The sequence below is a fragment of the Marinobacter sp. ES-1 genome (assembly GCF_000475255.1).
Taxonomy (GTDB): Bacteria; Pseudomonadota; Gammaproteobacteria; order Pseudomonadales; family Oleiphilaceae; genus Marinobacter; species Marinobacter vinifirmus.
Map to the genome: position 1 here is coordinate 55,514 of NZ_AXBV01000030.1, position 12,284 is coordinate 67,797.

Sequence of the window (12,284 nt, forward strand, 5' to 3'; positions counted from 1 at the left end):
GGCATCAGGCTCCGATCAGGTGGCGAATAACAAAGACGGTAATGAAACCGGTGGCCATAAAGCTCAGCGTGGCAACCAGCGAGCGCAGCGACAAGCGGGACAGCCCGCATACGCCATGGCCGCTGGTGCAGCCGGACGCGTAGCGGGTGCCGATGCCCACCAGCAAACCGGCCACGATGAGCGCCGGATAGCCGGCATTGATTTCAACCGGCGGAAGCTGGGCGAACAGGGCCCAGACTGCAGGTGCTCCTATCAGGCCGGCCAGGAAGGCAACGCGCCACAGGATATCGGTGCGAACGGGGGTGAGCAGCCCGCCCAGAATTCCACTGATGCCGGCAATACGCCCGTTCAGAAGCAGGAAGCTGGCCGCTGCCAGGCCAATAAGGATACCGCCCGTGAGGGCTGCGCCAGGGGTAAACTGGCTCCACGCGATATCAATCATTCAGAATCTCCGGATTGAATGGTTGGTTTTGGAATAAGGATATAATGGGGTGCGATAATAACAAAAAAAGCCCGGCAAGGGATGCCGGGCAGAGGCGTGCGAGTAGTATCCATGAAAGACTTCCAGACAAACCGGCATCAACTCGGATACCGGTATCGAGAAGTATTGACCATAATTTGAGCAGTTCAAGCCAGAGGCCCTTTCGTTTGAAAACATTTTTTCATATCGCCCCCGTGTTTATACTGCGGCCTTTTCCCATGCGGGTTTCAGGGCTGCCCAAGGTAACACTGAAATCGCGGTATGGCTGTAATACAATGGGCGCTGAACACCCTTTGCCCGCATTCAAGAGGTAGCTATGTCCGACCAAGACCAAAATTCGCCGGAGAATGATCCGCAGCTGGCAGACAAAATCAAGGGCTCTGCCCGTCAGATCTGGCTGGCCGGGCTGGGCGCCTACACCAAGGCCGAGGAAGACGCCGGTAAATTTTTCGACCGCCTGGTCCAGGAAGGCGAACAACTGGAATCGAAAACCCGTGGTGTGGTCGGCAAGCAGATTCGTACCGTGGAAGACCGGGTTGGCGAAGTTCGTGAGCGGGCAACCGGTACCTGGGACAAGCTCGAGCACATGTTTGACCAGCGGGTGTCCGGCGCGCTCCGGCGCCTGGGGATTCACCGCCGGGAAGAAATCGAAGCCCTCGAGCATCGTATTGCGGCCCTTGAATCTGAACTGACCCGCCTTCGCGATTCCAGCCCCCTGGCCCGTGACGAAGAAGAATAAGCCTTACAGATACGTGTGGCTGGTGAGACGGATCTGTTCCTGCTCTTCAGCCGCCATGTAGGGCAGTATCAGGTGCAGCATCTGGTACACCCCTTTGCCCGGATCCACCGACTCCCGGTTATCCAGGTGTGACAGCGTGTCGAAACTGCTCCAGTAGCACACCGTCAGCGTGAGCTGTTCACACAGGGATTCCAGCTCGGCCTCTTCAATGGCCATGGTCTGCTGGCCGCGAAAACTTTCGCACAGGGTACGAAACGCTGTCGTTTTCTTCTTGAGAATGCGCCGGAAACGGACCTGCAACTGGCTGTAGCGCGACAGCACATTGACCAGGTCCTGGTACATAAACCGGTAACGGGCTACTGCCTCAAACAGCATGTGCAGGAAGAACCCGAACTGGTCCAGTGAAATCTCCACATCTTCCGGTACTGCCAGCAGGTCGAGCATTTCGGCCTCAAAGCCGTCGAACAGCTCCTCGACAATGTCACCCTTGCTCTTGAAGTGGTAATACAGGTTACCCGGGCTGATCTCCAGTTCGTCGGAGATCAGCAGCGTGGTGACATTGGGTTCGCCCAGGCTGTTGAACAGTTGCAGGCTGGTGTCGAGAATCCTGTCTCTGGTTTTGACCTTTTTCATAAGGGCAGTGGCGCGCCTTTACAGCTCGAAGCTGGCCCAAACCGGGCAGTGGTCGGATGGCCGCTCCATGGCACGGATGTCGTAGGATACCCCGGCTGCCCTGGCTTTCGGCAGCAGGCTGTCGCTGGCCATGATCAAGTCGATACGCAGGCCCCGTTTCGGCTCCCGCTCGAAGCCTTTGCTGCGATAGTCGAACCAGCTGAAGGTATCGGCTTCATCCGGGTGCAGGTGGCGGAAGACGTCGGCATAGCCACGTTTTTCCACTTCTCCCAGCCATTCCCGTTCTTCCGGCAGGAAGCTGCATTTTCCGGTGCGCAGCCAGCGCTTGGCGTTGTCCGGGCCGATGCCGATGTCTTTGTCGGTGGGGGAGATGTTCATATCGCCCATCACCACCACATGGCCCGGTTGCTGTTTCAGGTCGTCCAGATAGGCCATCAGGTCCGCGTAGAATTTCTGCTTGGCCGGGAACTTCACCGGGTGGTCGCGGCTTTCGCCCTGGGGGAAGTAACCGTTGATGACCGTCAGCGGCTCACCATTTACGGTAAAACGACCGGTAATCAGGCGGCGCTGGGAATCCTCGCCATCAGACGGATAGCCTTTAACCACATGCTCCGGTTCTATCCGCGACAGCAACGCCACGCCGTAGTGCGTCTTCTGACCATGGAAATGCACGTGGTAGCCCAGTTGGCGGATGGCTTCCTCCGGAAATTCCGCATCGGTCACCTTGGTTTCCTGCAGGCCGATGAAGTCGGGATTCAGCTCTTTAATCACGGCTTCAAGCTGGTGCAGGCGGGTGCGGATACTGTTTACGTTAAACGACACAAACATCATGGCGTGGAATCTCCGGATCAGTTTGCCCGGAAGTTTACCATAAGGGATGGCGTATGCCGTGTGGCTGAAGGGGCGCAGTCAGTCTGTCAGTTCACACTCAGGGTATCGGATGACCCGGTAGTTGATTGCAGCGGTGTGATTGGCATCTGCGTTCTTGCGAATGTTGGTCAGCCCCAGGTAGTGGGTCAGGGCGCCCTGGCGGTTGTAGCCGAGCACAATCGGATCAACCAGCACTCTCAGCATCAGGCTGGTGGGGCGGATTTGCACCACAATGTCGGCATCTACCCGGTTTTTCGGGCCGGGTTCCAGCACAAAGCCGTAGTAATCGCCCCGTGTGGGTGCCAGGAAATCGAATTCCACAGACTGACCGCTGGTTACCGCGGCCCAGTTGGCGCGTACGAACTGGTCAAAGCCGGCATCCACCACCAGTTTGCTGCCAAAGCGCAGCTCGACCATGGCGGTTTCGCTGGAAGGCTTCTGCCAGGTGATGTCCAGGGTGTTGGCTTCGGGGTAGCTGATCTCCAGGCGCTCGTTGAACTCCGGCTGGTGAAAATCCACCTCCGGCAGCTGGACAGATTGCCGGTAAGTCAGTTGCTTGCTGGCAAAGCCCGTGTCGTCACTTGCCCTCAGGTAATCGACCCGGTGTTGCTCCGGAACGAATACGCCGGATTCACAAGTGCCGCTGACGGCATGGTGTTCCTGGTAGATCGGCCTGTCGTCATCAAGGCTCCGGGCGCTGCCATGGAACTCGAAGACAGCGCCACCGGCATGGCTGCAACCGAGCAGGGCGCCAACAACCGCTGTTGTCATTTTCATGGCTCAAGCTCCGTGTACAAACTTTTCCGGATAAACAGCAGCAGCGGGAAGATCACCAGCCAGCCCAGCGCGATGGCCGCTACTGACAGGGCAGTGTCCGGCAGTGTGACTGCGCCTAGCTTGGCGGCAGACCAGTAAGCCAGTGCCCCGGCAAACGGTGCCAGCACAAACGGCAGCCATCGGTGCTGGCCGATCCACGCCAGTGAGTGACACAGGGTGGTCATGAACAGGGCCCAAATAGCCACCAGCCAGGGCGGCACAACGGCAATTTCTTCGATACCCGGGATGCCGAGAATGCCAAGCCGGAACCAGAGCGTGTCCAGCAGCCCGCCAAGTACAACACCTACCCCGATAAACTGCAGTTCCGAAAAGCGCTTCTGGCTCACCAGCAGCATATGGACCATGAAAAGCCCCAATGCCAGGGCTGTCACCGGCAGCCCCGGGTACAGCACACAAGCGAACCAGCCGGCCTGGAACAGTACGAAGTTCAGGACATTCCGGACCGTTTCCGAGGTGATCATAGGCTGATGATGTTGGCGCGCTTGTTGGCGGGCTTGGCCATCAGCAAATGGGCCACACCAATGGCACGCTCACTGAAGCCTGCTTCGCAGTAGGCGAAATAGAAGTGCCACAGGCGCTGGAAGGCGGTGTCGTAACCCAGGGCATCCAGCTCGCTGCGCTTGGCCATGAAGCGTTCGCACCAATCCCGAAGCGTGCGGGCATAATGGAAGCCGAAGTCTTCGTTATGGGTGAGTACCAGGTCTGATCCGCGGCCCATCGACTGCAGGATCGCCCCAAACGAAGGAATAAAGCTGCCCGGGAAGATATAACGCTGGATAAAGTCCACGTTCTTCAGGGCACGCTCATAACGCTGTTCCGGCATATTGATCGCCTGCACCAGGGCCAGGCCATCCGGCTTCAGCAAATTGCTGATCTGGGACAGGTAGCTGTCGAGGAACTGCGGACCAACCGCTTCAATCATTTCAATAGACACCAGCTTGTCGAACTGGCCGGTGAGGTCGCGGTAATCATCAAACAGCAGGGTGATGCGATCTTCCAGCCCTTCGGCCTTTACACGCTCCCGGGCCAGCTCCAGCTGTTCCTTCGAGATGGTGGTGGTGGTTACGTGGCAGCCGTAATGTTTGGCGGCATGGATGGCAAAGCCGCCCCAGCCGGTACCGATCTCCATCACCTTGTCGCCGGGTTGCAGGTCGAGCTTTCGACAAATGACATCCAGTTTGTGAACCGCAGCCTGTTCCAGTGTGGACTCCTCGCTCGGATAAATGGCGGAGGAATACATCATGGTGGGGTCCAGGAACAGCTGGAACAGGTCGTTGCCCAGGTCGTAGTGGGCGCTGATGTTCTTGCGGGAACCTTCCGGGGTATTGCGGTTCAGCCAGTGCAGGGCCTTGAGGGCCGGTTTGCTGATCCAGCTGAACTTGTCCTCGAAAGCGTTCATGGTGTCCAGGTTGCGGGTGAAGAAGCGCAACAGGGCGGTCAGGTCCGGAGAGCTCCAGTCGCCAGCCACGTAGGATTCCGCCGCCCCCACGCTGCCACCGGTGACCAGGTCCCGCCAGGTGCTGTGGTTATGGATGACCAGTTCTGCGGTCGGGTAACGCTGGTCATTGTCGCCGAATACCTGGTCGTCGTAACCGCGTTCACGTACCACCAGTTTGCCGTGCCCGAGCATGGACAACTGATGGCACACCAGTTTGCGGGCAACCCGGCTGATGGTGCCGGTGTTGGCAACGCTGGATTGCTGGCTGGTGACGGAGGTATTCAGGTTCTCCATGAGCTTACCCTTCCTGAAGGTTGTTCATTTGACGCGTTGATGGCCGGTTCACTGACATCGACCCCCTGATCTTCCACTCCCCGGCGGAACTCCGGTGCCTGTGGCTCCAGTTTGTCCGGGTGGGTGTAGAAGGGGGCGCCCTTAAGTTTCAGTTTCAGGGCGTTCCAGTAAATACCGGCGGTGCCTTTGATAGTTTCCAAGGGGAAACGTCGCAGGCTTCGATGCAGGGTTTTACGATCAAGTACCTGCCGTTGGACTACCAGGGTGGCATCAAAATGTTTGTGATCTTCCTGTTCCACGTTCATGTGGATGCGCAGTTCCGGGCCCCGGAAGCTGAACAGCCACTGGTAGTGCTGGTTCATGCCGTTAAACGGCGACACGTGGAAACGCTTGCTGAAGGAAAAACGCTCGGTTTGCCAGTTGCTTGCATCCCCCGGCCCGTGATTACGGCATTCCAGGCAGTAAACGTGGCGTTCCTTCCAGGGAGTATTGGTAATCTGGGCCAGAATCACCCGGGGCACGTCACCCCGGGCCGGGTCCTGGCCCTTTTCGTAGCACAGGTAAAAGCTGACCGGGTTGAACACGTAGCCCAGATACCGCGGGTGGGTGATCAGCTGAACCGGCCCGTCCGGCTGCCAGCCGGTGGCCTCCTGAACCCGTTGAACGACCGCCTGGTGCAGGTTCGGGATGTGCGGGTCCAGGTAATCTTTCCGGCAAAGCCCCAGCCAGTTGAACCGTTCCAGTGAAAAAAAGCGGCTGATGGAAGTGACAGAAGACCACTCCTCAAGATCCAGTGCCAGCATGCCAATGTTGTACAGAAACTCATGCTGTACCGGCAGCTTACGGCGATGTCTTATAGTGCCTTCTAGCCACTGGCTGGCCATGCTCAAAGCTCCACACCAAAGGCCTGTGTTACCCGCAGGGCGCTGCGCACGCCATCTTCGTGAAAGCCGTTAAACCAGTACGCGCCGCAGAAATGCGTGCGGTTATGGTTGCCGATTTCGTCATAGCGCTGTTGGGCGGCAACAGCCTCCAGGGTGAACACCGGGTGGTCGTATTCGAACCGCTTGATCACCTTGGCTGGATCGATATCCCGGCTGCGGTTCAGGGTTACGCAGAATGTCTCCGGAGCGTCGTCGAAGTTCTGCAGGATATTCATATTGTAGGTGACAGATACCGGATGGGTGCTGTGCTCGGGAATCATGTAGTTCCAGGCCGCCCAAGCACGACGGTTGGAGGGCAGCACGCTGGCATCGGTGTGCAGCACCACGTCGTTCTTCTGATAGCCGATGGCGCCCAGAATGTCCCGCTCCTGGTCACTCGCGTCGCTCAGCATGGCTAGTGCCTGGTTGCTGTGGCAGGCCAGGATAACCTGGTCGAAGCGGTGGTTTTTCCCGTTAACAACCAGCGTTACGCCGTTTTCATCCCGCTGGATGGCGGAGACAGGGCTGTTCAGGTGGGTTTTGTCGCCCAGTCTCTGCATCATGCGGGTGACATAGCTGGCGGAACCGCCGGAAATGACCCGCCAGGTGGGCCGGTCATCTACCGACAACATGCCGTGGTTGTTGAAGAACTGCAGGAAAAACCGGATCGGGAACTGCTCCAGCACGATTTCCGGCGCGGACCAGATAGCCGCCCCCATGGGCACGATGTAGTTGTTGCGGAAATACCGGCTGTAATGGTTGCGGTTCAGGTACTCGCCCAGGGTTTCGCCTTCGGGAATGTCACCGGCGGCCAGGTCTGCCCGGGTTTCCTTGTTGAAGCGCAGGATCTCCCGGATCATTTTCAGGAAATGCAGGTTCAGGACGTTTTTTCGCTGGGCGAACAGGGTGTTCAGGCTGGTGCCGTTGTATTGCAGGCCGCTGGTGTGGCAGTCCACGCTGAAGCTCATATCACTGACTTCCGAGGCCACGCCAAGCCGGTCCATCAGTTTGATGAAGTTCGGGTAGGTCCAGTCGTTGAAGACGATAAAGCCCGTGTTGACCGGCCAGGTACGACCCCCGGCCTTTACCAGCTCGGTGTTGGTGTGGCCGCCGGCATAGTCGGCGGCTTCGAACAATTCTACGTCGTGGTGTTCACTGAGCAGCCAGGCGGCGGTCAGTCCTGAAACACCGGCGCCAATAACTGCAATGCGCTGACGGTCCTGATTCATTGATGGTTTTCCTTAAGCGGTTTGTTCACAAAATAGGTTTGGTCAGGAATTCTGGTCGGCTTTGCGGGCCATGGATGCTGCCATGCGATCCACCACGCCCTGAGGCAAGGCGCCCAGCACTTTCAGCAGCCAGGTAAACCGCCGCGGGAAGGCAATCTCGTTGCGGCCTTTGGCCAGCCCGTTGGCAATCCTTTGTGCGGCATCATCCGCAGTCACCATAAACGGCATGGGAAAGTCGTTCCGATCGGTCAACGGGGTTTTTACAAAGCCCGGTGAGACCACCACCACATCAATGCCTTCGGCAGCCAGGTCTGCCCGCAGGGCATGGGCAAAGTAGGTCAGGGCGGCCTTGGATGCGCCATAACCTTCGGCCCGGCCAAACGGAAACCACCAGGCCGAGGAGCTGACAATCACCAGGGTTGCTGGCTTGCCCTTGGCCCGGGTGGTCCTCAATGCGGGCAGGACGATGTCCAGGCTGCGGGCGGTGCCCAGCACGTTGGTAGTGATATTGGCCTCGATAACCTGGCTGTTGTAGTTGGCGACTTCCAGGTACTCGCAGGTGCCGGCGTTCAGAATGGCCATGTCCAGGTCGCCAAAATGCTGGAGATCGCCCTGAATGGCAGACAAATCGTCCAGGCTGGTGGTGTCTGCCACGGCGGATGTAATCCGGTTCGGGTGCTGGCTGGCCAGCTTGTCCAGCGCCTCGGCCCGCCGGCCGGTAATGACCAGGTTGTGGCCGCGCTTTGCCAGTTCATTCACCAGGGCCTCGCCGATTCCGGAAGAGGCGCCGGTAAGCCAGATGTTCGATGCGGATTGCAGTCGTTTGTTCATCCTGCCTGCCTCTTCACCCAGCGGATGGCGCCACCGACCACCGGCAGGTTTTCATAAAGCAGTTGCCCGGCATCGAAATAGTCCCGATGGAAGCGCACCTTGCCGTTGCTGATTTCCAGGTGACTGATGCCGTCTACGAACACGGTCTTGCCGTTACGGATGCGCTTGTGGCGCAGCTCCATTACCCAGGGGATGGTGCACCATTGCTGCTGGATAACCGGCGAGCTGAAACGGAACTGACAGTGGAGTACGTTGCCATAAGCCCCGGCCATGTATTCGGTAAGCTCGTTCAACCCGAACACCTGGCCGAACGGATCCTGGAAGTGGATTTCCTGGCTGTACACGTCCTTGAGCTGGCTCAGGTTGCCTTTGTCGAGCTGGTTGTACAGTGTGCAGAAGCGCTCAAGCACTTCCGGTAGTTCAGCAACCGGTGTGCTGGTGTCTACGCTGGAAAGGTGTTGGCTCATTGGCTTGCCCTCCCGGTACGGTTGCGGTCGAGTTCGAGGGTTTCCTTACGGATATGGTCGGGGATCGGATTCAGGTCCCAGATAATGCCCAGTTTCGACAATACCCACAGGCCGTACCAGGTAATGTCGATTTCATACCAGCGGAAGCCCTGGCGAACCGCCGTCGGCCAGCGATGGTGGTTGTTGTGCCAGCCTTCGCCCAGCGTGATCAGTGCCAGCCAGAAGTTGTTGCGGCTGTCATCGCTGGTTTCAAAGCGGCGCTTGCCCCACACGTGGGACAGGGAATTAATAGAGACGGTGGCGTGAAACAGCACCACGGTGGAAATAAAGAAGCCCCAAACCAGTAGTTGCAGGCCGTTGGTGCCCAGCCCGGGCGCCCAGGCAGCCAGGGCTTCGCCCAGCAGATAAATGCCGACTGCAAAGGCAGCAGGCACCAGGGAGTCGAATCGATTGATAAAACGCAGTTCCGGGAACTTGAGCCAGTCCTTTACCCGGCGCTCGTTCATGGCAAAACCGGCATCGCAGGTAAACCATCCCACGTGGGACCACCAGAATCCGCCCTGGTGGGGGGAGTGAAGGTCTTCCTCGCGGTCTGAATGCTGGTGATGGTGCCGGTGGTGCGCCGCCCACCACAGAGGGCCGCGCTGCGCGGCGCTGGCGCCCAGAACGGCAAACACGAATTGCGCGGGCCGGCTGGTTTTAAAGGATTTGTGGGAAAAGTAGCGGTGATAGAAGCCGGTAATCGCGAACATCCGAACCAGGAAAAATCCAAGGGCAAACACCATTGCGAAGGTGCTTGTGCCGGTCACCAATACCAGGAGACAAGCCAGGTGCAGTGCAATAAACGGGAGTACCCGTACCCAGTTAAAGGTTCGGGACGAGGTATCCAGGTGATCTGATCCCGCTTCGGAATCGAACCATCTCAGAATATTTGTCAGCCAGTAATTCACTCGGGTCATAAATAACCATGCTCAATGTAACGTCAGACACCCCATCAATACGAAGTATCGCGATTATTGGTTCAGGCCTTGCGGGCCTTACCGCAGGAATTCTGCTTGGCCGAAAGGGCCATAATGTCAGGGTCTTCGAGAAAAGTCGTGGCCCCGGTGGCCGTATGTCGTCTAAACGGGTTTCGGGAAGCTCGGCGGACATCGGAGCCCAGTATTTCACGGCCCGTCACCCGGAATTTCTGGCGTTTTTGAAGGCGTATGCCGGAGCCGACAATTTTGCCCCCTGGCAGGGCCGTTTCGGCTTTCAGGGCGACGATAAACAGTGGCAGGCGTTCCCCGAGGAAACCCGCTACGTAGGCGTACCCAGAATGACGGCCATTACCCGGGCGTTGTCCGAACACGTTCCGGTAACCGCGCAGGTACGGATTGCGAAACTGGAGCGGGTCGGGGAGCAATGGCGCTTGATCTGCACCGAAGGCAATGACCACGGCAGCTACGACCAGGTGATCATCACAGCGCCTCCGGCCCAGGCCCGGGATCTGCTGGAGGCCAGTGGGCTGAATGAACTGGCTGGCAACCTTGGCCATTCTGAAGACAGTATTCTGGCCTGCTGGGCAGTGGCCGCGCACTTTAAAGAAACTCCCAGCTATGATTTCGACGCCATGCGGCCGGATTCCGACGTGCTTTACTGGGTGGCTAACAACTCCTCTAAACCGGAGCGCAACGATCAGGGCCAGTGGTGGGTGCTGCATGCCACGCCGGAATGGACGCAGGCCCATGTAGAGGAGCCCGCCGAAAAAGTGTCGGAGAAACTGCTGGCTGCCTTTTACCAACTGACCGGGTATCAGGGCGTTGCGACCGATGCCGTAGCGCACAGGTGGCTTTACGCCCGCTCGGTGCAGCAGGAACAGCCCGGCTATCTGCTGGAGCCCGCGCTGGGCGTAGGCCTGGCAGGAGACTGGCTCAATGGCGGCCGGGTAGAGGGCGCCTGGGAGAGCGCCACTCGCCTGGTTGAAGCCCTGGGCTGATTATTCCATCAGGTCGGAAGGGGCCCGGGTGGTGACTTCCGGCCGGTGGTAGAAGTGGGTGATGGTGCCATCGCCAAACTTGGAGAAGAACGCGCTGACATCGGTGATCTTCCGCAGCGACCGCTCCCGGCTGACGGGGTTCTTCACCAGTACCTTGATGCCGTTGAAATTGTCCTGGATGTTGGAAAACCGGGCCCGCATGGAGCAGGTGACCACATCCACCGGGTTCAGGCCCAGCTCTCCGGCCAGCCAGTTGCCGTGTTGGGTAATCTCTGCCTTGGCCATGTTCTCCCGGGTGTCCAGGTGCTTGAGCTTTACCCGGTTCACAATGCTGAAGGAATAGCTCTTCGGCTGCCGTCTTGCCACTTTCCGGAACGCCTCCCAGAAGAAACTGTCGGTCAGTTCGGCGAAGTAGTTCATATCGCTCAGGCAGGTATCGATCCACTCGAAACTTTCCGGGTCTTCCAGGACTTCGTTAATCGCCTCGCGCAGCAGCCAGTCAAAGCCCAGGGCGGTCTTGTGGGCATAGACCTTGCGGTACATCTGGTAACGGCTGTACACAAAGTCTTCCAGCGCGCCCAGGCCTTTCTGGGTAATGGCCAGCCCCATCCAGGGCTCGGTTACGTCCCAGCCAAATCGCAGGTTGCTGAGCAGGTGGTCCAGGTTAAAGCCACCGATGGTGACGGAGCTGTGGAAGCCGTCACGCAGCATATAATCGGCCCGGTCGGCATCAATCTCGCCCGATACAATGGACGACAACAGTCCCAGGACCAGCCCGGGTACGTCGCGTTCCGGAATCGCCCCGGCAACGGCATCGTCGCCGGCGATGAAATCCCAGAAGGTGCGTGCGTGGCGGCAGAAGGTGTCACTGGGGGTGACGTCTGTGGTCTCCATAATGCCGATCACATCCACCGCATCCAGGCCGGCGCTTTCCAGGTCTACAGACGTCAGCACTTCGTGCGCCACCCGCACCGAATAGTGCTCATGCTCCAGTTCGTCCGGCTCGCCCTGGTGGTAGCGGGAGTAATCCACGCCCTGCCAGAGGTCGGCAAACCGTCCGGGGCGGGACATCAGCTCCCGGATGCGCCGGGCCTGGGTAAACTGGTGGGAAAAGCTGGAATGGCCGCTGTCGTGCAGCAGGCACCCCAGCCGGATGGTCTTGGCAAGGTAGTCGATGGCATCAAGCTGGCTCAGGCTCAGGTCCATGCGCTCGCTCAGTTGCCGCTCCCGCAGGTAGGCATCAATCATCGAGCGGAACATCCGGGTGCCCACATGCATCACACCGATGCTGTGCAGAAACCGGGAGTGAGTGGCACCGGGGAACACCAGGCTGAGAATGTCGTTCTGGCAGATGTTGCGTAAACGCTGGAACAGCGGGTGGTCAATAACCTGTATTTCATGGCGGTACAGGGGAATACCCCCGTGAACCGGATCCATGATCAGCTTGTCGTAGGCTCCCAGCAGGTCGTTGACGGCACGTCGCATGGTTACAATTCTCCCAAAATGATGACAGCGACCTTGTTATATCACAGGGGCATGCCAGAATAGGCGATATGATCCGAAT

14 protein-coding genes are annotated in these 12,284 nt (G+C 58.6%); 2 read left to right on the forward strand and 12 right to left on the reverse strand.

Going from position 1 to position 12,284, the window contains the following annotated elements:
• Window positions 1–4: 4 nt before the first annotated feature.
• Window positions 5–442 (reverse strand): YeeE/YedE family protein, encoded by a 438-nt coding sequence (locus Q668_RS03405; protein ID WP_022988199.1) that lies wholly within the window; start codon window positions 440–442, stop codon window positions 5–7.
• A gap of 355 nt (window positions 443–797) precedes the next feature.
• Here Q668_RS03405 and Q668_RS03410 point away from each other — a divergent pair, with 355 nt between their 5' ends.
• Window positions 798–1,220, forward strand: coding sequence for a phasin family protein (locus Q668_RS03410; RefSeq protein ID WP_022988200.1), 423 nt, complete (start codon window positions 798–800; stop codon window positions 1,218–1,220).
• 3 nt (window positions 1,221–1,223) lie between these two features.
• Here Q668_RS03410 and Q668_RS03415 read toward each other — a convergent pair whose 3' ends face one another.
• From Q668_RS03415 to Q668_RS03460, 10 genes are all read right to left on the reverse strand, one after another.
• Entirely contained in the window at window positions 1,224–1,853 is a 630-nt protein-coding gene (locus Q668_RS03415) for a TetR/AcrR family transcriptional regulator (protein WP_022988201.1), read from the reverse strand.
• An 18-nt stretch (window positions 1,854–1,871) separates the two neighbouring features.
• The gene (gene xthA, locus Q668_RS03420) at window positions 1,872–2,684 is read right to left on the reverse strand and encodes an exodeoxyribonuclease III (protein WP_022988202.1); all 813 of its coding nucleotides are present in this window, start codon (window positions 2,682–2,684) and stop codon (window positions 1,872–1,874) included.
• Between the two features lie 78 nt (window positions 2,685–2,762).
• A complete protein-coding gene (locus Q668_RS03425; protein ID WP_022988203.1) occupies window positions 2,763–3,500 on the reverse strand; it encodes a hypothetical protein in 738 nt (245 codons plus the stop codon).
• Window positions 3,497–4,021 (reverse strand): DUF2878 domain-containing protein, encoded by a 525-nt coding sequence (locus Q668_RS03430; RefSeq protein ID WP_022988204.1) that lies wholly within the window; start codon window positions 4,019–4,021, stop codon window positions 3,497–3,499. Before Q668_RS03430 ends, Q668_RS03425 begins: the two co-directional genes overlap by 4 nt.
• Window positions 4,018–5,292 (reverse strand): SAM-dependent methyltransferase, encoded by a 1,275-nt coding sequence (locus Q668_RS03435; protein ID WP_022988205.1) that lies wholly within the window; start codon window positions 5,290–5,292, stop codon window positions 4,018–4,020. The genes Q668_RS03430 and Q668_RS03435 overlap by 4 nt, the downstream gene beginning before the upstream one ends.
• Window positions 5,280–6,176: a DUF1365 domain-containing protein gene (locus Q668_RS03440; protein WP_022988206.1), complete on the reverse strand. Its 897-nt coding sequence runs from the start codon at window positions 6,174–6,176 to the stop codon at window positions 5,280–5,282. Before Q668_RS03440 ends, Q668_RS03435 begins: the two co-directional genes overlap by 13 nt.
• A 2-nt stretch (window positions 6,177–6,178) precedes the next feature.
• Complete coding sequence (locus Q668_RS03445; protein ID WP_022988207.1) at window positions 6,179–7,444, reverse strand: NAD(P)/FAD-dependent oxidoreductase; 1,266 nt, start codon at window positions 7,442–7,444, stop codon at window positions 6,179–6,181.
• 42 nt (window positions 7,445–7,486) lie between these two features.
• Complete coding sequence (locus Q668_RS03450) at window positions 7,487–8,275, reverse strand: SDR family NAD(P)-dependent oxidoreductase (RefSeq protein ID WP_022988208.1); 789 nt, start codon at window positions 8,273–8,275, stop codon at window positions 7,487–7,489.
• On the reverse strand, window positions 8,272–8,742 hold the full coding sequence (locus tag Q668_RS03455; protein WP_022988209.1) for a nuclear transport factor 2 family protein: 471 nt from the start codon (window positions 8,740–8,742) through the stop codon (window positions 8,272–8,274). The genes Q668_RS03450 and Q668_RS03455 overlap by 4 nt, the downstream gene beginning before the upstream one ends.
• Window positions 8,739–9,701: an acyl-CoA desaturase gene (locus Q668_RS03460; protein WP_022988210.1), complete on the reverse strand. Its 963-nt coding sequence runs from the start codon at window positions 9,699–9,701 to the stop codon at window positions 8,739–8,741. Before Q668_RS03460 ends, Q668_RS03455 begins: the two co-directional genes overlap by 4 nt.
• A gap of 8 nt (window positions 9,702–9,709) precedes the next feature.
• On the opposite strand from Q668_RS03460, the gene Q668_RS03465 reads away from it, so the two are divergent.
• On the forward strand, window positions 9,710–10,720 hold the full coding sequence (locus Q668_RS03465) for an NAD(P)/FAD-dependent oxidoreductase (RefSeq protein ID WP_036219087.1): 1,011 nt from the start codon (window positions 9,710–9,712) through the stop codon (window positions 10,718–10,720).
• Here the strand turns inward: Q668_RS03465 and Q668_RS03470 are convergent, their stop codons facing one another.
• Entirely contained in the window at window positions 10,721–12,205 is a 1,485-nt protein-coding gene (locus Q668_RS03470; RefSeq protein ID WP_022988212.1) for an HD domain-containing protein, read from the reverse strand. It lies immediately after the preceding gene.
• Window positions 12,206–12,284 lie beyond the last annotated feature (79 nt).